Source organism: Acidianus sp. HS-5 (assembly GCF_021655615.1).
GTDB lineage: Archaea > Thermoproteota > Thermoprotei_A > Sulfolobales > Sulfolobaceae > Acidianus.
The window spans coordinates 964,945-986,350 of the sequence record NZ_AP025245.1; the positions used below are offsets into that span (position 1 = coordinate 964,945).

Annotated in this window: 25 protein-coding genes; 14 read left to right on the forward strand and 11 right to left on the reverse strand. The window is 33.1% G+C overall.

Going from position 1 to position 21,406, the window contains the following annotated elements; translation table 11 throughout:
- Positions 1-21 precede the first annotated feature (21 nt).
- The gene (locus HS5_RS05205; protein ID WP_236753103.1) at positions 22-750 is read left to right on the forward strand and encodes a substrate-binding domain-containing protein; all 729 of its coding nucleotides are present in this window, start codon (positions 22-24) and stop codon (positions 748-750) included.
- Here the strand turns inward: HS5_RS05205 and HS5_RS05210 are convergent.
- Positions 747-1,382, reverse strand: a complete 636-nt coding sequence (locus tag HS5_RS05210) for a DUF3834 domain-containing protein (protein WP_236753107.1) — start codon at positions 1,380-1,382, stop codon at positions 747-749. The genes HS5_RS05205 and HS5_RS05210 overlap by 4 nt on opposite strands.
- A 90-nt stretch (positions 1,383-1,472) precedes the next feature.
- Here HS5_RS05210 and HS5_RS05215 point away from each other — a divergent pair, with 90 nt between their 5' ends.
- The gene (locus HS5_RS05215; RefSeq protein ID WP_236753108.1) at positions 1,473-2,678 is read left to right on the forward strand and encodes an MFS transporter; all 1,206 of its coding nucleotides are present in this window, start codon (positions 1,473-1,475) and stop codon (positions 2,676-2,678) included.
- On the opposite strand, the gene HS5_RS05220 is transcribed toward HS5_RS05215, so the two are convergent.
- A complete protein-coding gene (locus HS5_RS05220) occupies positions 2,625-3,215 on the reverse strand; it encodes a hypothetical protein (RefSeq protein ID WP_236753110.1) in 591 nt (196 codons plus the stop codon). The genes HS5_RS05215 and HS5_RS05220 overlap by 54 nt on opposite strands.
- 112 nt (positions 3,216-3,327) lie before the next feature.
- Between HS5_RS05220 and HS5_RS05225 the strand changes: the two genes are divergently transcribed.
- A complete protein-coding gene (locus HS5_RS05225; RefSeq protein WP_236753112.1) occupies positions 3,328-4,230 on the forward strand; it encodes a mechanosensitive ion channel family protein in 903 nt (300 codons plus the stop codon).
- Here HS5_RS05225 and HS5_RS05230 read toward each other — a convergent pair.
- A complete protein-coding gene (locus HS5_RS05230) occupies positions 4,216-4,605 on the reverse strand; it encodes an OsmC family protein (RefSeq protein ID WP_236753113.1) in 390 nt (129 codons plus the stop codon). The genes HS5_RS05225 and HS5_RS05230 overlap by 15 nt on opposite strands.
- Positions 4,606-4,783: 178 nt before the next feature.
- Here HS5_RS05230 and HS5_RS05235 point away from each other — a divergent pair, with 178 nt between their 5' ends.
- The 3 genes from HS5_RS05235 (at position 4,784) to HS5_RS05245 (ending at position 8,047) form a co-directional block, all read left to right on the forward strand.
- Entirely contained in the window at positions 4,784-6,673 is a 1,890-nt protein-coding gene (locus HS5_RS05235) for a hypothetical protein (RefSeq protein ID WP_236753116.1), read from the forward strand.
- Between the two features lie 172 nt (positions 6,674-6,845).
- The gene (locus tag HS5_RS05240) at positions 6,846-7,616 is read left to right on the forward strand and encodes a winged helix-turn-helix transcriptional regulator (RefSeq protein ID WP_236753117.1); all 771 of its coding nucleotides are present in this window, start codon (positions 6,846-6,848) and stop codon (positions 7,614-7,616) included.
- Positions 7,613-8,047 carry a hypothetical protein gene (locus tag HS5_RS05245; RefSeq protein ID WP_236753118.1) on the forward strand — a complete coding sequence of 145 codons (435 nt, stop codon included), beginning with the start codon at positions 7,613-7,615 and terminating at the stop codon, positions 8,045-8,047. Before HS5_RS05240 ends, HS5_RS05245 begins: the two co-directional genes overlap by 4 nt.
- On the opposite strand, the gene HS5_RS05250 is transcribed toward HS5_RS05245, so the two are convergent.
- Positions 8,044-8,469: a hypothetical protein gene (locus HS5_RS05250; protein WP_236753119.1), complete on the reverse strand. Its 426-nt coding sequence runs from the start codon at positions 8,467-8,469 to the stop codon at positions 8,044-8,046. The genes HS5_RS05245 and HS5_RS05250 overlap by 4 nt on opposite strands.
- 13 nt (positions 8,470-8,482) lie before the next feature.
- A complete protein-coding gene (locus HS5_RS05255; RefSeq protein ID WP_236753120.1) occupies positions 8,483-10,057 on the reverse strand; it encodes an APC family permease in 1,575 nt (524 codons plus the stop codon).
- Positions 10,058-10,141: 84 nt separating this feature from the next.
- Between HS5_RS05255 and HS5_RS05260 the strand changes: the two genes are divergently transcribed.
- The 3 genes from HS5_RS05260 (at position 10,142) to HS5_RS05270 (ending at position 11,835) form a co-directional block, all read left to right on the forward strand.
- On the forward strand, positions 10,142-10,513 hold the full coding sequence (locus tag HS5_RS05260; protein WP_236753121.1) for a hypothetical protein: 372 nt from the start codon (positions 10,142-10,144) through the stop codon (positions 10,511-10,513).
- A 25-nt stretch (positions 10,514-10,538) separates the two neighbouring features.
- Positions 10,539-11,018 carry an AAA-associated domain-containing protein gene (locus tag HS5_RS05265; protein ID WP_236753122.1) on the forward strand — a complete coding sequence of 160 codons (480 nt, stop codon included), beginning with the start codon at positions 10,539-10,541 and terminating at the stop codon, positions 11,016-11,018.
- A gap of 70 nt (positions 11,019-11,088) precedes the next feature.
- Positions 11,089-11,835, forward strand: a complete 747-nt coding sequence (locus tag HS5_RS05270; RefSeq protein WP_236753123.1) for a VIT1/CCC1 transporter family protein — start codon at positions 11,089-11,091, stop codon at positions 11,833-11,835.
- On the opposite strand, the gene HS5_RS05275 is transcribed toward HS5_RS05270, so the two are convergent.
- The gene (locus tag HS5_RS05275) at positions 11,829-12,755 is read right to left on the reverse strand and encodes an MBL fold metallo-hydrolase (RefSeq protein ID WP_236753124.1); all 927 of its coding nucleotides are present in this window, start codon (positions 12,753-12,755) and stop codon (positions 11,829-11,831) included. The genes HS5_RS05270 and HS5_RS05275 overlap by 7 nt on opposite strands.
- 78 nt (positions 12,756-12,833) lie before the next feature.
- On the opposite strand from HS5_RS05275, the gene HS5_RS05280 reads away from it, so the two are divergent.
- Genes HS5_RS05280 through HS5_RS05290 form a run of 3 tightly spaced genes read left to right on the forward strand, consistent with a single transcriptional unit; the run spans position 12,834 to position 16,220 of the window.
- Positions 12,834-14,177, forward strand: a complete 1,344-nt coding sequence (locus HS5_RS05280) for a DEAD/DEAH box helicase family protein (protein WP_236753125.1) — start codon at positions 12,834-12,836, stop codon at positions 14,175-14,177.
- Complete coding sequence (locus tag HS5_RS05285) at positions 14,164-15,609, forward strand: DUF790 family protein (RefSeq protein ID WP_236753126.1); 1,446 nt, start codon at positions 14,164-14,166, stop codon at positions 15,607-15,609. The genes HS5_RS05280 and HS5_RS05285 overlap by 14 nt, the downstream gene beginning before the upstream one ends.
- Positions 15,606-16,220, forward strand: coding sequence for an HAD family phosphatase (locus HS5_RS05290; protein WP_236753127.1), 615 nt, complete (start codon positions 15,606-15,608; stop codon positions 16,218-16,220). Before HS5_RS05285 ends, HS5_RS05290 begins: the two co-directional genes overlap by 4 nt.
- Here the strand turns inward: HS5_RS05290 and HS5_RS05295 are convergent.
- Complete coding sequence (locus tag HS5_RS05295) at positions 16,214-17,791, reverse strand: radical SAM protein (RefSeq protein ID WP_236753128.1); 1,578 nt, start codon at positions 17,789-17,791, stop codon at positions 16,214-16,216. The genes HS5_RS05290 and HS5_RS05295 overlap by 7 nt on opposite strands.
- 230 nt (positions 17,792-18,021) lie before the next feature.
- Between HS5_RS05295 and sul7d the strand changes: the two genes are divergently transcribed.
- Together sul7d and HS5_RS05305 are read left to right on the forward strand one after the other, a co-directional pair.
- Positions 18,022-18,210 carry a Sul7d family chromatin protein gene (gene sul7d / locus HS5_RS05300; protein ID WP_236753129.1) on the forward strand — a complete coding sequence of 63 codons (189 nt, stop codon included), beginning with the start codon at positions 18,022-18,024 and terminating at the stop codon, positions 18,208-18,210.
- 83 nt (positions 18,211-18,293) lie between these two features.
- Positions 18,294-18,575, forward strand: coding sequence for an ATPase (locus HS5_RS05305; protein WP_236753130.1), 282 nt, complete (start codon positions 18,294-18,296; stop codon positions 18,573-18,575).
- Between the two features lie 48 nt (positions 18,576-18,623).
- Here HS5_RS05305 and HS5_RS05310 read toward each other — a convergent pair whose 3' ends face one another.
- From HS5_RS05310 to HS5_RS05325, 4 genes are all read right to left on the reverse strand, one after another.
- The gene (locus HS5_RS05310) at positions 18,624-18,974 is read right to left on the reverse strand and encodes a transcriptional regulator (protein WP_236753131.1); all 351 of its coding nucleotides are present in this window, start codon (positions 18,972-18,974) and stop codon (positions 18,624-18,626) included.
- A 79-nt stretch (positions 18,975-19,053) separates the two neighbouring features.
- Complete coding sequence (locus HS5_RS05315; protein ID WP_236753132.1) at positions 19,054-19,491, reverse strand: GNAT family N-acetyltransferase; 438 nt, start codon at positions 19,489-19,491, stop codon at positions 19,054-19,056.
- Positions 19,492-19,521: 30 nt separating this feature from the next.
- The gene (gene pyk, locus HS5_RS05320; RefSeq protein WP_236753133.1) at positions 19,522-20,859 is read right to left on the reverse strand and encodes a pyruvate kinase; all 1,338 of its coding nucleotides are present in this window, start codon (positions 20,857-20,859) and stop codon (positions 19,522-19,524) included.
- Positions 20,860-21,366 carry a DUF1955 domain-containing protein gene (locus tag HS5_RS05325; RefSeq protein WP_236753134.1) on the reverse strand — a complete coding sequence of 169 codons (507 nt, stop codon included), beginning with the start codon at positions 21,364-21,366 and terminating at the stop codon, positions 20,860-20,862.
- Positions 21,367-21,406 lie beyond the last annotated feature (40 nt).

Genomic DNA, 21,406 nt, shown 5'->3' on the forward strand with positions numbered 1-21,406 from the left:
AATAACAAAGAAAGTACATTTATGGATCTTACACTACAGTTATTTGACGTTTTAGAAGATATATGGGGAGATACCTCAGGAATAAAAATGTCATTCGCAGGAAATCAATGGTTCGCAGCAAAGGATGTCTTGGATTTCCTTAAAAGTAAAGGATATAAAATATATTTAGAAACAATTCCTCCCGGAATGGTTAGGAAAAGGGCTGAAGGAGAGACTCTTAAAGTCGGTAATTTATACATTTCATTTACTCCAGAGATAGTCTCGCTTCCTCCTTCATTACTTAAAGGATTAAAGACTAGGAAAAAAGTTGAATACGCTGAGAACGACATAGCTATAGTTTATAGGGGCGCTGAAGTAAATAATTGGTGTGCCTTAAAGGGAAGAAGAGTTGCAATACCTAATCCAGGTAACGAAGGAATAGGCCAATTATTTAAGGAGTTATATGAAGAAGAGTGCGGAGATTACGAAGATTTCATAAACTATGGTGGGGTATACATAACTAAAGTTCACCATAGAGAAATACCGCACATGTTAAAATTGGGAGATATAGATGCAGGAATTATGTGGAGGACTGAGGCAATATATTGGACATTTAAGTATAGCGTACCTCAACATAATAAAAAAGGAAAATTGGCTTTCGCATTACTAGATAACGCTTCAGAAAAAGCTGAGGAAGCATTTAACTTACTTACTTCAGCAGAAGTTAAGCAGATTTATGAAAAATATGGATTCAAATGGATAATTAACTAGATGAATTTCTTTATCAAGTCTACAAAGTATTTATCATCGTCTAATTTTTCTACTTTTAATAACGAGTTTTTCATTGTATTTATAACAAATTCCTTATCAATCTTTAACGTAGAAGAAACTGTGCTGGCAAATCCTTCTGGATCGTTTTTGAACATGTCTATTCCTTCATTATATGCTGAAACGAACTCATCTTCATGAGAAATTACGTTAGCTCCACAGTTCCCTGGAATTCCTAAAGACTCCTCAAAAGTTATTCCTTTACCAAAAGCTGAAGCCACTACAGCACTGTCTATTTCCTTGCTTGTTAACATTTCCATAATCTTTCTCATATCGTCAGCATATGTTATTTCTGCGATTATGCCTTTTTTATCAAGTAATGCCCTAGCTAAAACGTCTGCTGCACTACCCTTTCTCCATATTCCTATTCTTTTACCTATGTTAGGATATATTGATAATAACCCTTTTATTGTAACATAGTTTATTTTTAGACCTCGTTTAGCTAATGATACTGTAGAATCCAATATTACATCTGCCTTGCCTTCTTTTGAAAAAATTACTTTTATATCTTTATTTTTAGTTGACGCCGCTATTATCGGATAAGATACGGGTCCAGGTGCTGCAATTACTTGCATAGATTAATTTGATACCCAATACATATATTTCTTTCTTAGATAAACTTTATAATGAAACATTTAAATAGGTAACAAAGTTACCTATCTGGTATGAATAAGAATAAACTATTGTTCGTTCAAATGCTAGCAATAATAGTTTCAATGACATTCGCTATTAGAGCATCAAATAATATGATAGCCACAACACTGCCTTTATTCTCTAAGTATTACTTCCATTTTACGCAAAGTGAAGTAGGAATTTTGTCTGCATTACTATCTTTAGGCACATTCATAACAAGTGGCGTAATAAATTCCAGATTACAATCTAACACTAGGAGGAAGTTCTTCATTCTCTCTTCTATTGCATATGCAGTAATACTTCCATTATTCTACTTTGCAAATTCGTTATCTATTTGGGTCATATCAATTCTAGCAGGAGTATCATTAGGATCCATAATGCCTAACATAATTACCTATGCAGGATTACTTGAGGATAGGAAAGCAAGAGAAAGACTACTATCAATATATACATTAGCATTGAGTGCAAGTCTTGTAGCAGGACCAGCAATAGAATCGGCAATTTTAACTACTTTTACAATACCTGATGTTTTCATATTTTTTGAGCCATTTGCAATACTTTCTGCTGTTATATCATTTTTTATAAAATTTCCTGAAGAAAGGGTAAGCTCTGCAAAAATTAACGTATTCTCTAATCCAGGATTTAAAACTGCAGTAATAAATATACTGACCTATAATATACCATTTTCAGTAATTTTAACTTTTGGAGGGATATATGCAGTGGATTATTTACACGTAAGTTTTGCTGAAGTTACTGCTTTATTCTCATTGTTCTTTACTACATCTTTTTTAGCTAGAATATACTTATCAGTAAGACCTCCACAGAGCGTAAGACTACATGCAATAGCAGCAATCTCAATGACTACGATAGGATTGTTAGCAATTTTATTTTCAAATAATCTAGTAATATTCAGTATAGCTTTATTAATCCTAGGATTTCCACACGGGCTTACTTATCCACTTTCAGTAATTTCTATAAGTAGAACATTCAAACCTTATGAGAGGAATACCGCTAATAGCTTATTCTTTGCAATAATGATGATAATAGGTGTTGTAACACCAACAGTTGCGGGATTTATTGCAGAATTAATAGGAATAAAATACTTATTCGGAACTTTAATTCCCCTAGTACTAGCCTTGCTGACTTTGCTTAATAAATATGTGGGATATGTAGATAAAGTAGTTTTAGAAGAGGCTAGAAAGAATTCTCTTCCTATATCTAAAGATTCTAAAGCTTAAATCAACGGTTTCTTCCACAGCCTTTCTGTCAAATAATTTACAGAAGTTATGCTGATAAATCTCTTCTGCAGTATCTCTAAGTATTTCAAGGACATTTTTATCATCAATAGAGTTTATTATTTCTACACCCTCCATGAATTTTTCCCAATTAGACCAAAGGTTGAACCTAGAGACCTTTTTATCTATAATTTCCTGAATATAATACAAAGGTTTCCAAGCATTAAATGAATGTCCATGATCAATTATATATGCAACCTTTTCCTTAGCTAAAACATGCTCTTCTTTAAGATCAATATTGAGTATAACTTCCTCAAAAGCTAGAGCAGATTTGATTTTATCTATATTTACAACATTTTCATTAGCTTTATCTGGAAGATGATCCATTAATAACCCTAATTTACCATCTTTTTCCGTAATTTCTAGTTCTAAAAGAGGAAAGCCCATAATCTTAGACATTCTTGACGCTGATAATTCAGCAAAGATCTCTATTGCTATATTAACGTCTTTAAATGACTTTATTGGTTTAAAGAACTTCATCAAACTAAGCAGTGGCAAACGTATTTAAATTAAGCTAATATGCGAACGGTAGATAATTATTAATACAATGATGAAAAGCGAACTTTAAATTTCGTGATTATGATTATTTAACATGCTCAATTTACAATCAATCTGGAAAAAACAAGTGGCAAAGTTACTTTCCATAATAGTAGTTTTAGCAATAATCGCAGTATTACTTCACTTTCTGATTGACTTTGCGTCAAAATATGTACCTTCGATTGTGCCTTATTTAGACTACATATACTTAGCAACGGATGCCGCAATAGTTGGAGTAGGAGGATATTTCATTATCGGTGTCTTGAAGAAAATAATTAACGTATATCTCTTAGGAAAAATGGAAGCTAGCACTGCGAGAACCATCTCATTCTTCATTGATATAGCATTTTATTCAATTTTAATCTTAGTAGTACTTGCAGCACTAGGAGTAAATCTAACCGGAGCAGCTATAGGTGGTGCAGTTGGAGGTATAGCTATAGGCTTAGCAGCACAAACTGTTCTTTCCAACGTATTATCCGGAGCGTTAGTAACAGGAAGTAAAACTTTGAAGGCAGGTGATCCAGTACTATTAATCTCGTGGATTTGGGGATCCCCTATTGTAGGAGAGGCAACTAAGGTTGGCGTATTATTTACGGAGGTCAAAACTACTAATGGAAATATTGTCAAAATTCCCAATTCTGCGTTTCTTGGCAATACAGTATTCACAAAGCTTGAAAGAGAAAATTCTCTGGTGTATCCTTTACAAATTACTGTTAATGCTGATGTACCTGCAGATAAGGTAATGGAAAAAGCAAAAAATTACATTAAAGATGAGCTAAATAAACAGAAAATTCCTTATCCAGAGATTTATTTTGCCACAAAATCAGGTGGGACTAACGTCTTTACTGTAATACTGCATTTTGATAACTTAAACCTGTTAAACTCGTTATTGAATATTATCAACAGCGCTTTCGATAAGGCGTATTGGGATACCAAAAATGAATCAAGCAAAGCTTAACATTGGCAAAACTTGAATTTTATCTTTAAGACTGAGGTATATTGGACAATTTTGCTTAACTTTTTCCACAAGTTCATTAAGTTCATCCTTCTCACAATCACCATAAAGCTCAATTTTAATACTTTTTATTACATATTTACCTTGTAATAAAAGGGTATCGTCAAGGTAATAGGTGCTCTTTACTCTGCACGTTTTAATCTGAATCCCATCTTTTTTGGCTATGTGTTGAAACATTGTAATTATACAGTGGGGAATAGATAAAAGGAACGCGTATAGTGGACCTTCTTTATATAACTCGTTTATTGTGGATTTCTTACCATAAATTTCAACTTGAGGATTTTCGGAGTTACCATATAAATTAATGATAAATTCCATATAATCAGAACTTTCAATCAAAAATAAAAAATTATCTCATTTTTAAACTTTAACAATTCACAGTTATCAGCATTTTAACAAAATACATCGTGCTCACTTTATATATTTAAACTAATTATATCTTTAAGCTATCTATAGTCTGACTAACTTTAAATATTTAGATATATCTTTTTATCATATGAAGTACGTTACGTCTATACTAATCATAGCCTTACTATTAGCTTCATATATTCCACTAATCGGAAATTCTACTACAGCTTTCTACAATATTTCAGGGTATGTTAAAGTAAACGGACTAGTAGCGCCAGGGCAAACAGAAGTGCCTATTACTTTTACACTTATTAACACAGGAGAAACTCTTTATAATGTAAACATTACGCCGCTTTCTTCATATCCCTTCGAGGTATATTCAGGTTATTACAATTCAACAGACGTAATCTCTATACCAGAATTACAAACAGGTCAGAAAGTAAATGTTACATTTATTTATAACGTAGTCCCTTCAGCTAAAGACGGAATATATAAGATCCCTCTGAAAATTAGTTCTACAGAATTAAATAAAACGGTATATTTTACTCTACCAATTTTAGGTTATGTTCAAATTTCAGCACAGAGTGTATGGGGTAGTCTTTCGTCACCTATGATAGTCACTGCTGGAGAAAATGATGTACCACTTACAATTGTTTTAATTAATCAAGGAAATGTTATGGCCAGTAATGTTAGCCTATGTCTTTCCTCATCATATCCAGTAATTTTCTTGGAAAAGAATATTAAAATAGGTTATTTACCGGTAGGAGAAGAAGTTCCAATAACTGTTTATGCATCAATATCCAATAATATTACTACAGGAGTATTTTACGTTCCTATAAGAGTAAATTACTTCTGTTCATCTTACTGTACAGTTAGCTTACCAATAACGATAAATGGATATGAGAACTTCTCAATATCCACAGTTTGGGGTACGACGTCATCTCCCATAACTGCTTCGCCAGGAAGCACACAACTACCATTAACTTTCATAGTGAGAAATCTAGGAGATATAACTGCAACAAACGTAAGTATACAACTACTTACCTCATATCCATTAAATCTATCTCAAAAAACTGTTGACATAGGAATAGTACCGGCTGGTGAGTATAACTTAAACGATATAACAGCCAGCATATACCCAAACGCAACGCCTGGAATTTATTATATTAAAGCCTCTGTACACTATTTTGATACGTCTAGTATAGAATATATTCCAGTTTTAATCTCATCTCCTCAACTTTCATTAAATGCGATCACTATTCCACCCCAAATATTTCCAGGATATTTTGACGTAAGAGTTGAAGCAATAATTCTTAACCATGGTAGTGGAATTGCACAAAATGCGTTCATATACTTAAAATCTCCGTTTAAAGTAGTCTCTGAGAATAACATAAGTCTAGGTGCAATTCCTTCTGGAGTACCGATAAATGCTACATTCCTAATTAATGTTCCCAATTCTACTAAACCTGGAAATTACAATCTTACATTCGTAATAAAATATGATGGAGGAGAATTAGAAAAAACTGTTAATATCACAGTATATGATAAGGCTGACATAGTAATTGAAAAGGTAATTTATCCTACTATAAATCCTGGTAGCTCAAAAGTGCCGATAACAATTATTTTAAAGAACATTGGTAATGCTACCGCTTGCAACGTTAAAGTAATCTTAGGATCGTCAAACGTAATAACTCCTCATGTAAGTACGTCTAATCCACTAGAAGCATTAACTGCGTCTGAACAAGAGATAGGCAATCTGAAACCAGATCAAGAGGTTAATGTAACTTATGTTGTAGATATAAGTAGTGGGGCTTCGCCTGGGTATTATCCATTTTCTGTAATCCTAGTCTGGAACCAGACTGGATCATTATATCCTTTAGCACAGACTGATGAAAGTACAGTCCATGTATGCCCGACATTGTTAAGCCAAATAACTAGCTATGCTATAGTGTCAATTCCAGTAATTTACATTATTATAGTTGCAATAATAATTATAATTATCATAGCAATAGCCGCTGCCAGAAGAGGTAAGAAATAAATATTCACCACGCCATTTTTTGTTATGGTTCCAAATATAATTGTAGCTTTTTTAGGTTACATAAGAGGGCTTTATTCTGAGCTTTCCATATCATTGGTGTTCCTACTTGTAATTTTGATTATATTCGTTTCTATTTTATTAATATTATTATCTCTAGTAAAGTGAAATTAGAATGAAAATTCTTTTACTGTTATTGCTTTTTATAACATTTCCTTCAATTGTATACTCATCGACATTAATTTTCAAATATCCGCAATATATAACTATAATAGATAATACTTCCAAGATCTTATACCTACCACAAGGCGCAGCTAACTTAGTAAGTAATGTAAGCTATGTTTATAATGGAAGTGATAAGATAATTTTGAGTAGCTTACCTGCTAACGTATCTTTTATATACCATCATGTTATAACTAGTGTTTCAGAACCTTTAGGTAAAAGGATAGTTATAGGTATAATGAGTGTTTCAGAACCTTTCAAATCAAGGATAATTATGGAATTGCCATACTGCAGTAACATATCTTACATTAATCATCCTTGCTCATTACTATCATATAATAAATCTGATGGAAAGACATTTATCACATTCTACACTAATTGTATTACTATAGTATATTGTGTAAGAATAGATAGTATTTTTAATAATCCATTTCTTTACATAGGTATATTAAGTACTGCAGGAGTTATTACGATAATATATAAAATTATGAAAGGAAGAAGTAACAAAGTAGAAGTGCAGACTCAAGATATTGATGAAAGAGATAAGAAGATAATTGAGGCAATAAAAGTTGGTGCTAATAACTTGACAAAAATAGCAGAGATGAGCTCTTTGCCAAGAACTACAGTATATAGAAGAGTCAAAAAGCTAGTTAAACTTGGGATAATAAATGAGATAAGAGAAAATGGAAAAGTTAGGTATGAAATAAAAGGTGAAAAAAAATGAAAAAGACAAGTAAAATAATGGTAGTTCTCCTTATCATATTTCTTGCCTTATCTGTATATTCAATAGATAAAGTCATTAGCTCAATTACAATCCCATATTATATTCATAAACCCTCATATTATTCATTTATGCTCAATGGAACAGAATACATCTATATAACACTACCTCATTTCAGGCATTATACTGACGTTAAATTGGAGTTTAATAACTCTGTGATAACATGTGCATACGCAATTGTTACGTTTTATCCTGTAGGTATAAATATTATAAAAAATGCAAGTAATACCGTGACATTGTGCGGTAAAAATCCTATAACGCATATACATCTTCATCCAGGATTATATAAGGTGGTGTATATCATAGGCGGTTGCTCTTCAAAGCCTATACCTAAGAGTTGCATTTCAAAGTATGTGAGTATAAAAATTTGTTAATAACTTATTGCTATTTCACAATTATTTATAAATTTCGCAACGTTATTTTCGTATTCTTTCAAATCATCCATATCAATTAATTCCATTATATATCCATCATAATGTAACTTTAATGATAAGTCCCAAAATTCGTCTATCCAATCACCTAAAATGTCTGAAAGCATGGGAATTGAGTCTTTTAATTCCTTCTGTATACCAAAGTAGTCTTTTAAAGCCTTAAAACCCTCAGTTATACTTTTATGCAGAAGCTCGCTGATTATAACTGGAGAATCGATCTCCTTAGCTTGAGACAAATAGAATTTAGCGTTATCAATCCTAAGTTTTATTAAGTCATTTTTATCAACTTTACCTTGTAACGCATCTGTTGTTTCACTTGGAAGAAGATTTTTACCTATTTCGGAAATTGCTTCTACGACTTTCACGCTTATAATATTCTCAACTTTTCCTATATAAGATAGGCTTTAGAATATTACTTAGTATTCCAAGAATTATCCCAGATATTAATGAAATTATTCCTATAATCGTATCTGGATACTCATAGGGAATTAAATTAGAATACAGCCCATAAGCCATTAGTACCGTAGAGGATATTGCCAATAAAGTACTGGATAAGTTTAGTCTATAAAACTTTCTGACGAACAGAGGATAAACTGCCGAAACTATTGCATGGGAAGAGAACAAAGTAACTAAAGATGCTTCGGTAGTATATTGATAAATTAAGCAATATTGTCCTGTAATTGATGCTATTAAATTAAACGTAAGGAAGAATAACGCTACAATTATAATTGAGGTAATCATTTTCCTCGAAGTCAGCGAATAAGTTAATCTTGACAACGCAACGTAAGCAGCTATAGCAGATCCAAGTAAACTATTCACTGTAAATATAAAGAAAATAGTGGAAAAAGCGCTTCCTAGATATTCTTGAGACATGTAAAAACCAGGATATTGTGTAATTGATAATAAGTTAGATATTCCGCTATTACTGAAACCTGCAGCTGCAGTTTCAAAATACGATGCGAATATAACCACTATTGAAGATATTGAGAAAGCCATTAAATAAGAGGAGCCTACAGTTTTCCCTCTACCTTTAGCTTCATATCCTAAGAAGAACGAGGCACCACCTCCAGCTAAAGTAAAAGCTACCGCTAAAGCACCGGACCAGAAATCGTATTGAGGAACATTATATTCTGGAAGCTTAACTCCTGTTATAGAAATAACTTTTATACCAAGTATTGTTATTAAAATTATTTCAATACTGGAAGTAATAAGAGCATAAAATAATGGAGGCTTAATTCCTGAGATTAAAAGCGTCGTAAGAATTATGGGAATTGCTATTTCTATTATTGCCAGCTCAATGCTAGAAATTCCCAAAATAGAGGGTAATACTATACCAGTCAAATATGTTGTTACTGAAGGTAAATAAATCGCATAACTTATCCAATAAAGCCATCCTGCTACCTTTCCCACAGTCTCAGTTGAAGCTGTTTTGGCAAAGTCATAAATTCCCCCAGTAGTTGCTACTATCTTAGAGTAATTATAACCTAATACCACCCAAAGTAAGTAAATTAATACTCCTAAAATTGATGCATAGAACGTTGAAGCTAAGGATGATTGAAACGCAAAAGTTAAGTAAGCTGAAACTGAACCTAATGGAGCTATAGAACTTAAGGATTGAGCTACTACTAAGTATTTCGGTATCGACTCCTTTTTAGGTTCGAGTCTTTTATCTATGTTCACAATGCATAAGAGATTGTACGTAGGCTTTAAAATTAATTTGTGTATTTTCTTCAGGAATTTCCAGGCTAGAACAGCTATTATTATCAAGGACGCAGTAATTATTGCTAGAGGTATAACATCAAAATAAATTAGTATTAAGCCCATATAATATGCCGCATATATTGCATAAAATATTAGTGTATCTGCAAAACTCGGCTTTTTAATCATGTAATAAGTTATGAATGCTGTAGTTATTATGAACCCTCCTATTAAAGCTGGTATCAGAATATCCATAAGTCATGAATTGATAATTTAATTAAAAAAGTTTTTACTTTTTGAGAATGTAAGTTTTAATAAAGCTTAAAGTAAGATAGCATAATGAAAAACACAGAATTCAGAATTCCATTAGTAGGCTCCGCTGTTTCGTTATTTATAGGAGGTATTCTACTTATAGGAAAGGTTCCTAGTATTCTAACCGTTGGTACCATGACAGTTGTCGTTATCTTAATAGCTTTAACTTTCTTGATTTCAAAATATAAGATTCTGGTGCACCTCGGAGGAATATTAGGAATTTTAGCAATAATCTCATCAGCAACTGCCCCAGCACATAATGAAGCTTTATTAAATTTTGGAAAATCTGCTTATATTACCGTATTGGATATCCTAATGGTTCTGGGTTTTTACATTTTTCCTACTATATATATTTATTTTTGGGTTTTTGCAGTTATAAGAAGAAAAACAATAACTTAATATACTTAATGCAATATTTTAGGTTATGCATATTATAGATCCCGCGGCCAGAGTTGCAGATTTAATAGGTCTATTATCAACACTACAAGTTAACTTTGGCGGAAAAACTGACCTGTATATGTTAGAAAAAGAAATGGAAGTAGATTTAGACGATTTAATGCCAATAGTTTACACAGCAAGTTACTTGGGTTTTGTTACTGTAGGAGAAGGAGATATAATAATAACTGATAAAGGAATGGAATTCGTAAATGCCAATATCAGGAAACGTAAAGAAATTTTAAGGGAGAGTCTAGTAAAAGTTGAACCTTTTATAACCGCAATTGAGTTAAAAACGTTTTCTCTAGAATCACTAAAAGAGACTCTAGAGAAAAAAGGGATTTTTGTTTATAATACTCCAGAAGGGGACTACGACCTTCAAATGACGTTAACTGAATGGGGAGTGTACTCTGGATTAATATCTAGATATGACGATAATATGTACAAGACAAATTACGAAAAGGCGTAATTGTAGAATACTTATTACGATAAGGCGTAATAGAACATAAGTTTATAAGATAAAGAGAAAATATGAATTTATGGAAAGAGAAATAAAGGAACCAGTGAAACATTATACCAATGAGGCGGACACGTTCAGAACAAAAGTATTCGGAATTCAAGATGGGTTAATAGGAATAGGTAGCATAGCTATAGGTGCTGCTGGATTCTCACAAGATCCTCTCTTAGTAGTAATCACAGGATTAATAGCTACTATAGGACAAGCTTTCTCGATGGGAATAGGAGAATATATCTCAACGAGAGTGAGAATGCAAGTAATAGAGAACGAAATAAAGAAGGAAAAATACGAAATAGACAATTTCCCTGAAAAGGAGAGGGATGAATTAATAGGCTTTTACATAAAAAAGGGACTTAGCAGAGAAGAATCTGAAAAAATAGCTGATATTTTCATGAAAAATAAAGATACTGTATTGAGAGAAATGATGCTTAATGAGTTAAAGATTACACCAGAAGAATTCGAGAATCCAGTAAAATTAGGGTTCCTTATGAGCTTGTACTTAATAATTGGAGGTATTCTACCATTGTTACCTTTTATATCCTTGCTATTCATTAGAATTCCATTTTACGCTTCACTTTTATCATCAATGCTGATAATGTTAGCTTCCTTAGGAGTTTTCGGAAGTATGGCTACGAAGTATACTGGATTAAGCAAACATAGAGGGGCATTTGAACAAATAGGAACAGGACTAATAGCGCTAATAGGAAGTTACACAGCGGGTTTAATATTATCTCACTTTATAGCATTACCTCCTGGATTAGGCTACTGACCCCCTGAAGTTAGCAACTGAGCTAAATTCCTTGGAATTCTAGCCGGTTTATTTTCCTCTTTGAATAATTCCCTCCTTCTTGCTTCTAAAATAAGAGGATCAGTATTTAGGAATTCTGCGGCAGTTATTACTTTGGCATTAACACTCCTAGCTATCTCATAGACATTAGATAGAACAGTCTTGTAATTTAAATCCCTTAGAACGTGATGATCTACTATCATAGTTTCTGCACCTTCTTTAACTACTCTTTCAAGATTCTTTATCGAATTATCTAAATCTTCCTGCTTTAACGCATAACCTAAGAGGTAACTTAAAGGACCATCTATTATTATAACATTAGGTTTTACTTTCAAAGTAAATTCTAGATGCATATTTCTAGGTGCACCTTCTATATCAGAAGTAATTAGAGCTGCTTGATCTCCATCTTTTACAGCAACTTGAACTACGTAACCTAGCCTCTCGTCAGCACCGTGAGGAACTGCTTGAGAAAATATTATCTTTGTAGATCCTATTTGTATTTCCTTCCCTTCAGCACTCTCTATACTTTCTGGCAAGCCATGAATTGAATTAAGAAATTTTGGTGCCCTAACTCTTTTCTGGCTTAGATTTATATTCTCTTTAGGATCTTTAATGAATACTTTTTTGTTTTTATATATCTCTTTAGGAATTATAAACCCAGGGTCGTGATGATCGTAATGATAATGAGTCACTATAATAACGTCTGCCTCCTTAGCTTTCTCAGTTATTACCTTAGCGAGCTCGGTAAGCCTATCGACCTCTTTTTGATGAGGAGGTAAACCGTAACGTCTAGGAGCTAAAGAAACTGCAGGATCCACTAATATCCTGACATCTTTAGTTTCTATAAAAGTAGCCTGTGACCTTACTCCTAAGCTTTCAAAAGCTAACGGCTGAATTTCCATGATTTTATATTATGTTTTTCTAACTAATATATACTTAACCTAATAAAGGTTAAATATTTCAATTTTTAACATAATATTGTGGTAAGATTATCGTATTATAAAGGACTTATAGTCTCAGATTATTACGCACCAGGGTTAAAGTGGAACGACGATTTCAAAAAATACATAGGCTTTGCTTATAAATACAGAGACGTGTTAGAATACTTTAAAAATGAAGGAGTAGAAATTCAAGACGAAGTGTTAAATACATTACCTTTTCCAGTAGTAGAAGATAAGTTGACACTTAGAGATTATCAAGCTAAGGCACTATTCTTCTGGAATAGAGCCAGAAGGAGAGGAATAGTGGTTCTCCCAACGGGAGCGGGAAAAACGTCTATAGGAATAAAAGCAATAGCAAAAGTAAAAGCTTCAACGATAATTATCGTGCCTACAATAGATTTGCTTGACCAATGGTATGATAATATACAAGAATTCTTGAATTATTCTCCTGGAAGAGTAGGAGGAGGTTATGACGAATTAAAAGCAATAACAGTGATTACTTACGATTCTGCATATACTAGAGTAGAGGAAATAGGAAATAAGTTTGCATTTGTAATATTTGATGAGGTACACCATTTACCTTCAGAAGGATATTCCCAAATGGCACAAATGTTAGCCTCTCCTTATAGACTTGGGTTAACTGCTACTCCAGAAAGAGAAGATAGTAAGCATAGGTTATTGCCAGATTTAGTAGGGCCTATAGTATTTAGATTAAAGACTTCAGATTTAGCAGGAAAATACCTAGCTGAATTTGAAATAAGAAAAATTTACGTTTCATTAACGGATGAGGAGAAAAATAGATACGATGAGCTTAGGAGGAAACTTAAGGAATTTTTAGCATCTAAAAAAATGAGATTAGACAGTCTATATTCTTTTCACAGATTTGTGAAATTAGCCAGCAGAGATCAAGAAGCTAGAGAGGCACTTTTAGCGTGGCATAACGCCTTAAGAATTGCAGTAAATTCTAGAGCTAAAATTGAGAAATTAAGAGAATTATTAAATGAATATGATAATGAGAAAAATAAAATTATTATATTTACCAGAGACGTAGAAATGGCTTACAGTATATCGAGAGAGTTTCTCATTCCAGTTGTAACTTACAAAACATCAAAAGATGAAAGGAGTGAGATACTAAGGAAATTTAAGGAAGGAAAATATAGTGTTATAGTAGCGTCAAGTGTATTTGATGAAGGAGTTGATGTCCCAGACGCAAACATAGGAATACTTTTAGGAGGATATGGCACTTCTAGACAAATGCTACAGAGGTTGGGAAGGATATTAAGAAAAAAAGAGGAAAATAATAAAGCCTTACTTATTGAAATAATAACAAAGGGTACTTCAGACTACAACTTAAGTAAGAGGAGGCATCGTGCTACCGTCTGAGCTGGCTAGATATAAAATTCAAGGAAATAAGGTCATTCCGTTATTTGCTACTGAAGATGATGAAGAATTAGCAAGTAATATAATCGAAATGTTTAAGGAAGGCAAAAAACTTGGAGATATACTTGAGGAAGTAAAAATCTTAGAAAAGGCATACGGAACGCTCTGTAAGGTTAAATTAATTAGAGGATTCTACAAGGAAATGCTCAGGCTTTGTTCACTTAGTGAAGATTCTCCCATAGATCCTAGAATTATCAGGAGGGAGGTTTTTTCTTATGGACCTATAACTTCTGAGGAAGAAAGAGATGAAATCCTTAAGAAAGTTGAAGAGAATCTCAAGGTGGACGTTGAGAAGTACTTATTTTCAGACATGGAGGAAGAGAAGACTATAAGCAGTGTAAATAAAGTTTCTCCAATTTCTCTTATAAAGATGTATAATTTATCATTGCTTCAAACGTTACTTTTTAAGAGTTACAAAATGACTGTACAGATAGAAGGAAATTGGAAGGAAATTATTAAGAGAATCAAATGGCTAGGTTTAATGTATTATGCTTATCCTAATCCCGTTAGAATAGACATCATAGGCCCTGCAACTCTGCTCAAAATGACTGAAAAGTACGGGAGAAATATGGCAGTCATTTTACCTTATGTAGTTTCATCAAAATACTGGAAGATTAATGCAGAACTAGTGCTTGGCAAAAAGATAAGGAGGACTTTTCTTTTAACCGTGGAGAAATTCGATTTAATAGATTCCTTTACTAGAGAGGATGAGAAAAAGTTCGACAGTAGTGTTGAGGAAAGATTCTATAGTGATTTCCGAAAAGTTATAAAAGATTGGAAAATTCTTAGAGAGCCTGAAGCTTTAGTAGTAAACGGAAGATTATTTCTTCCAGACTTCCTCGTTGAGAAGAATCCTTTTAAGATTTACGTTGAAATAGTAGGCTTCTGGACTAAAGAGTATATAAGGGAGAAACTCGAAAAATTGAGAAATTTTAGAGAAGGAGAAATTTTAATTCTCTTAAATCAAGAATTAAATAAGGAAGATTTCTCAGATTTTAATGTTATAAAATATAAAAATAAGGTAGATATAACTTTAGTTTATAGATGGCTAAAGGAATATGAAAGAAAGAACTCCAAGAACGTCAAGCTAACTTTTAATCTTGATGGAGACGTAGTTTCACTAAAAGATCTATCGAACAAACTTAACGTAAGTGAAGAGATTATAAGAAATAATTTTAGAGATGAAAAATATGTATTGACTGGAAATTATTTTATTAAAAAAGACTTTCTTGACAAGCTTAAAGAAGAGAATTTTGAGAATAAAAAACTCAGTGAACTAATAAAAATATATGGCGATTATATTACAGAGGTTCTAGAATATATAGGATATAAATTTAAATGGCTAGGTATAACAGATGCTGTCGTTAAAAAATGAAGGCAGCAATATTAGATCTTGATGGAACTCTAGTTACTACAGTGAAAGTTCATAGAATGGCATGGGAACTAGCATTAAAGGACCTCGGAATAACTATATCCGTGGATCTGGACAAACTAATGGGTAGAAAAACTGAAGAAATTGCAAAATTATTGGCAAATGATAGATGGAAGGAATTATATGAGAAGAAAAATACTTATTTTGACGATCTGGTTAAAATCCATGCTAAACCCACTCCTTGTGCAATAGACCTAATTAACAAGTTAAGGAAAGAAAAAATAAAGATGGCTGTAGTAACTTCCTCTCTAAGGAGATCTGCATTAGAATCTTTAAAAGTACTGAATTTTGAACCAGATATACTTATTACAGGTGATGATGTGAAGAAAGGTAAACCAGATCCAGAGCCTGTAATGAAGGCCCTATTCCTCTTAGGAGAAGAGCCTCAAAAAATATTTGGCATAGGCGATACTTTACAAGACGTTATAGCTTATTATAATTCTGGAATACGAGAAATCTACTTAATCAGAGGAGATTTAAAAATAGACTATGAAGAGGCGTCAAAGAAATATAATGCTAAAATAGTGGACAGCTTGTGCTGCATAACTCACTGAGGTTTTGCAGCTACCCTAATGAGCCAATATATTGCCTTTATGGCACCTAAAGTATTATTGAGATTTATTTGCGAGAAAGTCTTAGAGAATTCTCCTTTAGTATTCTTTAGTTGAAGGAAGATGTAATCTATATTAGAGAATATTTTATCTATCATCATTTTTACAAGCTTCTTTGCTACCTTGTTCCTTATTCCTCCAGTTAGGATAGGTATCAAATCCCTAGTAACCTTAAGATCATAATGCCATGCTATATATAATAAATCCCAATAATTAGAAGGTAATGTTTCAGGCTTCGGATAAGGATTCTTACTAATATACGTTGTGGAAATCGGTATTACGGGCAGAGGAAATATCCATGCAGTAAATTTATGATCTATAATACTTTCTACTAGTTCTATACTATCATTCACATCGTTTTCATCTTCCTCAGGATATCCTATCGTCATTGTATAACAAGGATAAATGTAATTATCGTTCATTATTGCAGTAGCATCTAAAATTACATCTCCCCACTCTCTAGGAGTCCAAGGGAACGCCTTCGCAGTCATGTATTTTTCCAAGATTTTTATGCTTCCTGTCTCGAGTCCAACTACTGGTGCTGCAGCCCTATCTACGTCGTATCTTGCAATTTCAGAAATTGCCTTAGCCGTCTTAGGGCTTTCCCTAACTGCTGGCGCCGAAATATGAGGGAACCATATTCCGTCAACTCCCATGTTCATCACTTCGGTAAACAACTTAACTATTGCATCGTGGTTTGTTCTTAATTTCGATGAACCATAAAGCATCACGTCGTCTGTTATAAATTCTACTCTCTTCCATCCTCCCTTCATATTAATTTCGACTTCTTTCTTGATATGCTCTAAAGGAATAGAACGGAAAGTTTCTGGAGTTATAGAACAGAATTTACACCCTCTAGGACATCCTCTGGTTATTTGGACTTCACCTAATCTTGCGGGGTTTTTTATAGGAGGAATTTCTTCTAACTTAGCATTCCTGCCTTTAACTATAGGCGAAACGTCTTGACCATCAATAATCTTCTTAGCTACTATAGGTAAATCTACTTCCGCTTCGCCTAAATATACTACGTCAACCCAGTCTGGTTTTCTTAAGCTTAATTCCCACGCACCTGGACCTCCGGCTATTACTTTGAATTTATATCTTTCCTTTAGTCTAGAAACTTTCTCTCCAAATTCTGAGAAAAACTGTGCAGTCCATGTGGGTCCGCCACCGAAAATGAAGCTAAGTTTAGCGCTTACCGGATTTAGACCAAAAGGATCGTGAACACTTATCCCTAGAATTTTGACATCTTTCACGTATTTATCAACCTTCTCAGGAGGAACTACTGTTACGGAAAATCCAGAATTAGACAATATAGCTTCGACTTTTCTTAAAGCATATGGTGCATATTCTACATTTTCACCCTTTGCATGCACTTTAGGCGTGAAAAATTTATTCATAAATATCCTTGGAACTAGCCTAGAAGGCATGCACGCAACATATCCTAAAACACTTGAACCTCCATAGTCAGTGAAGGAGCCCCTATCAGATGATAATACAATCTGATAGTGCATAAGATTCATTTCGAGCTATCTAAAATAAACGTTTCTTCAAAAAACCACTAATTAGGACAAAAAATCGTGTTAAATTGAAAATTAGAGCAATATTCAATTTTATCATAGATTTAAGACTAAGAGTTTTCAAAATATTTTTCGCCTTTGATATTACCGTTGCGAAAATAACGTAAGTCATACTTATCAGGATATCGTAACGTTTTTAAATAATACATTCACTCTTTATCTTGATGGCTACTAAAGTAAAGTTCAAGTATAAGGGAGAGGAGAAGGAAGTAGATATATCAAAAGTAAAGAAAGTATGGAGAGTAGGAAAGATGATATCCTTTACCTACGACGATAACGGTAAGACGGGTAGAGGAGCAGTTAGCGAGAAAGACGCGCCAAAAGAACTACTAGACAAGTTAGAGAAGAAATAAGAAGTCCTTTTCCTCTTTTAATTTAACTTCTTTTTTAACCTTTATTATTAACATTTATATTCTCTAAAGAGGAATAGTTAATCATGGTAAAAGTTGTAAAAAGAGATGGAAGTGAAGAGGAGCTAATTTACGAAAAGATAGTTGTTAGTGCATTAAAAACTGGAGCACCTATAGATATAGCAAGGAAGATAGCCTTCATGACAATCGGTAAAATATATATGGATAACAAAGAGAGCATATCAGCAAAGGAATTAACTTCAATAATACTCAACTATCTAAAGGCAGAAAATGAAACTTGGTATAGAAATTGGATAGCTTATGATAGAGTAGCCAAAAAGAGAGAGACAGAAAAGGAATTAGGATGATAGGCTTCCAAGCCTGGCGAATAATGAGCAAATTGTTGCAAGAGCTGATTAGATATCATAAGGGCAAGAATAATCGTTTTTCTTTAACTTTTTCCTAGCTAGGCTGCATAATGGGCAAATGTTTACAACTTCGCCATCACTTGAGCTTATTAACTTTCTAACGACTGAGTTAACTAAATCCATGAACTCATCATCTTCCTCGAGCTTCTTTTTCTCTTCTTCATTCCCTCTTTTGCCCTTTAAATAATAATTCACTTCTGCAGAGCTAACGCTCATTAAAGAAGCTATTTGTAATTGAGATAAACCTTGCGCATAAAGTCGTTCAACTATAATCGATTTTATTACTGGAATTATGTCCCTCACAGCTATTTCGCATGGTGCTATTACTTTTCTATTCAAACTCAATCTAAAGTATTTTTATCTTTAACGGTATTTAACGATTTCTATGTTTTTTACCATACAACGTTTCATATCTCTTTTAATGCAAAATGAGGATACCAAAAACTTCATCAGAGGAGAAACTTAAAGTGAAGCCTAATTTTTTACCAATTTTTATCATTGGAATATTATCAGGCAAAGTAAAAAATTTAACTTTGCTTATTCCAAGTTTTTTAGCCTCACCTATGATGTTCTCTACAAGCATTGTTCCAATACCTCTTCTCCTATGCTCAGGCTTTACTACTAAGGAAAATTCACCATCTTCATACAGCGAAATTTCGCCAACAATTTCGCCATCCATTATTGCTAACAAAGTCACTTTTGAGGACTTAGTTAAATTGAGTACCTCCTGCTCGCTGAGCTTTTTAAAAGAAAAAAATCTCATGTATAAATCATCTGGCGAGAGAGAATTGTAAAGGTTGTAAATTCCTTCTATGTCAGACAAATTAGCTTTCCTTATTTGTACAGCATTTATCATATTTATATTTTACAACTTATATTTAAAAAACTAACATACTATCTGATGAAGCTTTATAAAATCAGTTCTACCTTCCTCTAACGTGGGGTCTCCTCCAGTTATAACTATGTTCTCATTGCACTTCACATATCTTTTTGAAATTTCCTCAGCATACGCTATTATATCGTTAAGGGAAACTAACTGCTTCTCTGTGAGGAAAGGATAAACTCCCCAGCATATCTTTAATTTTTTAATTAATTCCTTATTGGGAGATAATCCAATTATGGGAACTTTAGGCCTAAGCCTCGATATTCTTATAATTGAAGTTCCGCTCCTACTGTGAACTACTAAAAGTTTTGCCTTAGAAATTTCCGCAACATTGACTGAGGCAACAGCTATCGCATCATCTCCAGTAAGCGGCGGAGGCCTAACAGTTTTCACTCTTTTTTCCACTGCCAAAATTATATTATGAAGTGTCTTCACTGCATCAACTGGATAATTACCTGCTGCTGTTTCATCACTTAACATTATTGCATCTACTCCTTCTGAAACTGAGTTAGAAATATCAATGACTTCAGCTCTGGTAGGTATAGGAGCATTAACCATTGATTCAAGGACTTGAGTAGCGAGTATAACAGGCTTTCCGTAAAGTTTTGAAAACCTTATTATCCTTTTTTGGGTAAAAGGAAGATTTTCTAAGCCTATCTCTACTCCTAGATCTCCTCTAGCAACCATTACTCCGTCTGCAGCCTTAATAATATCCTTAAGATTTTCAACAGCATTCTTCTTTTCAATCTTAGCTATTACCCACGCTTTATCTTTAGCAACACTTTTTACCTTTATTACATCGTCTTTACTTAAAACAAAGGACAAACCAATAAAATCTACTCCTAAATCTAAAGCTTCTTCAAGTAGTTTCAAATCATTATCCGTAACTCCCGAAGGAATTTTAATATCTGGTATGTTAATCCCTTTTCTGGAAGTTACTATACCTCCTTCAATAATTACTCCTTCAACTCTATCTTTCTCAACTTTTGTTACATTAATTTTTATGCTACCATCCGCTATTAATACATAAGAATTTTCTTTAACTCCAGAATAAAACAGAGGATCTTCTACGGGAATTCCTTCTTGAGGAGAGAAAACCACCTTATCTCCGGGCTTTAAAATAATTTTACCTTTTATTTCTCCTACTCTAATTTTAGGTCCAGGGAGATCTACTAAAATTGAAGAATTTGAGTATTCCTTTATTTTCTCAACATAATCTTTATGACTTTCTGTATTGCCATGAGCAAAATTTATTCTAAAAATATCAACGAATTGTGAAAGATCTTTTACCTTATCTATGCTTGAAGGACCTAATGTTGCAATAATCTTTGTTTTTCGCATTTATGAATAACTTGTAGATACTTGGTTAATATTTTCGCATGCTTCTGGAATTCCATTATCACATGCTTTCTTCCTTAATTCTTGAGCTTTCTTAAAATCGTGGAGCTTCTCGTAAGCTAAAGATAACTTATACAAGAATTCTCCGTTATTTCCTATATCATTCAAAACTTTATCTAATTGATCTTTCTTGCCTTTGCTCACTATAGAATTAATTGCTATATCAACGAATTCACTATATTTTCCAACTTTAGCATAGCAGGAAATTACTCTCTTCACATTACCACATACTGAAATATCAAAGATCTTACCTATAGAATCTAGAGCTTCAACTAAGTATTCACACTTTGCGGCATCAACTATATTACAAATAACCCAATTTGCTTGAGAAATATTATTTGATGAAACTGTTTTCTCGAGTAATTCTATACCTTGTTTTACATAACCATCTATTATTCGTTCCTTGGCTTCAGTCAAGGATTTTATTAATTCATGAGTATCGGTTACCATTAAATAAGTATTGTAACCGAGACTTAAATATGTTTTAGTT

Bases quoted from the DNA above. Each gene is read 5' to 3' on its own strand.
- HS5_RS05270 (WP_236753123.1), top strand. From the start codon at position 11,089: ATGGAAAGAGAAATAAAGGAACCAGTGAAACATTATACCAATGAGGCG.
- HS5_RS05305 (WP_236753130.1), top strand. From the start codon at position 18,294: ATGGTAAAAGTTGTAAAAAGAGATGGAAGTGAAGAGGAGCTAATTTAC.
- HS5_RS05215 (WP_236753108.1), top strand. From the start codon at position 1,473: ATGAATAAGAATAAACTATTGTTCGTTCAAATGCTAGCAATAATAGTT.
- HS5_RS05255 (WP_236753120.1), bottom strand. From the start codon at position 10,057: ATGGATATTCTGATACCAGCTTTAATAGGAGGGTTCATAATAACTACA.
- HS5_RS05245 (WP_236753118.1), top strand. From the start codon at position 7,613: ATGAAAAAGACAAGTAAAATAATGGTAGTTCTCCTTATCATATTTCTT.
- HS5_RS05260 (WP_236753121.1), top strand. From the start codon at position 10,142: ATGAAAAACACAGAATTCAGAATTCCATTAGTAGGCTCCGCTGTTTCG.
- HS5_RS05225 (WP_236753112.1), top strand. From the start codon at position 3,328: ATGCTCAATTTACAATCAATCTGGAAAAAACAAGTGGCAAAGTTACTT.
- HS5_RS05205 (WP_236753103.1), top strand. From the start codon at position 22: ATGGATCTTACACTACAGTTATTTGACGTTTTAGAAGATATATGGGGA.
- HS5_RS05275 (WP_236753124.1), bottom strand. From the start codon at position 12,755: ATGGAAATTCAGCCGTTAGCTTTTGAAAGCTTAGGAGTAAGGTCACAG.
- HS5_RS05265 (WP_236753122.1), top strand. From the start codon at position 10,539: ATGCATATTATAGATCCCGCGGCCAGAGTTGCAGATTTAATAGGTCTA.
- HS5_RS05315 (WP_236753132.1), bottom strand. From the start codon at position 19,491: ATGATAAATGCTGTACAAATAAGGAAAGCTAATTTGTCTGACATAGAA.
- HS5_RS05210 (WP_236753107.1), bottom strand. From the start codon at position 1,382: ATGCAAGTAATTGCAGCACCTGGACCCGTATCTTATCCGATAATAGCG.
- HS5_RS05220 (WP_236753110.1), bottom strand. From the start codon at position 3,215: ATGAAGTTCTTTAAACCAATAAAGTCATTTAAAGACGTTAATATAGCA.
- HS5_RS05240 (WP_236753117.1), top strand. From the start codon at position 6,846: ATGAAAATTCTTTTACTGTTATTGCTTTTTATAACATTTCCTTCAATT.
- pyk (WP_236753133.1), bottom strand. From the start codon at position 20,859: ATGCGAAAAACAAAGATTATTGCAACATTAGGTCCTTCAAGCATAGAT.
- HS5_RS05290 (WP_236753127.1), top strand. From the start codon at position 15,606: ATGAAGGCAGCAATATTAGATCTTGATGGAACTCTAGTTACTACAGTG.
- HS5_RS05235 (WP_236753116.1), top strand. From the start codon at position 4,784: ATGAAGTACGTTACGTCTATACTAATCATAGCCTTACTATTAGCTTCA.
- HS5_RS05230 (WP_236753113.1), bottom strand. From the start codon at position 4,605: ATGGAATTTATCATTAATTTATATGGTAACTCCGAAAATCCTCAAGTT.
- HS5_RS05325 (WP_236753134.1), bottom strand. From the start codon at position 21,366: ATGGTAACCGATACTCATGAATTAATAAAATCCTTGACTGAAGCCAAG.
- HS5_RS05295 (WP_236753128.1), bottom strand. From the start codon at position 17,791: ATGCACTATCAGATTGTATTATCATCTGATAGGGGCTCCTTCACTGAC.
- sul7d (WP_236753129.1), top strand. From the start codon at position 18,022: ATGGCTACTAAAGTAAAGTTCAAGTATAAGGGAGAGGAGAAGGAAGTA.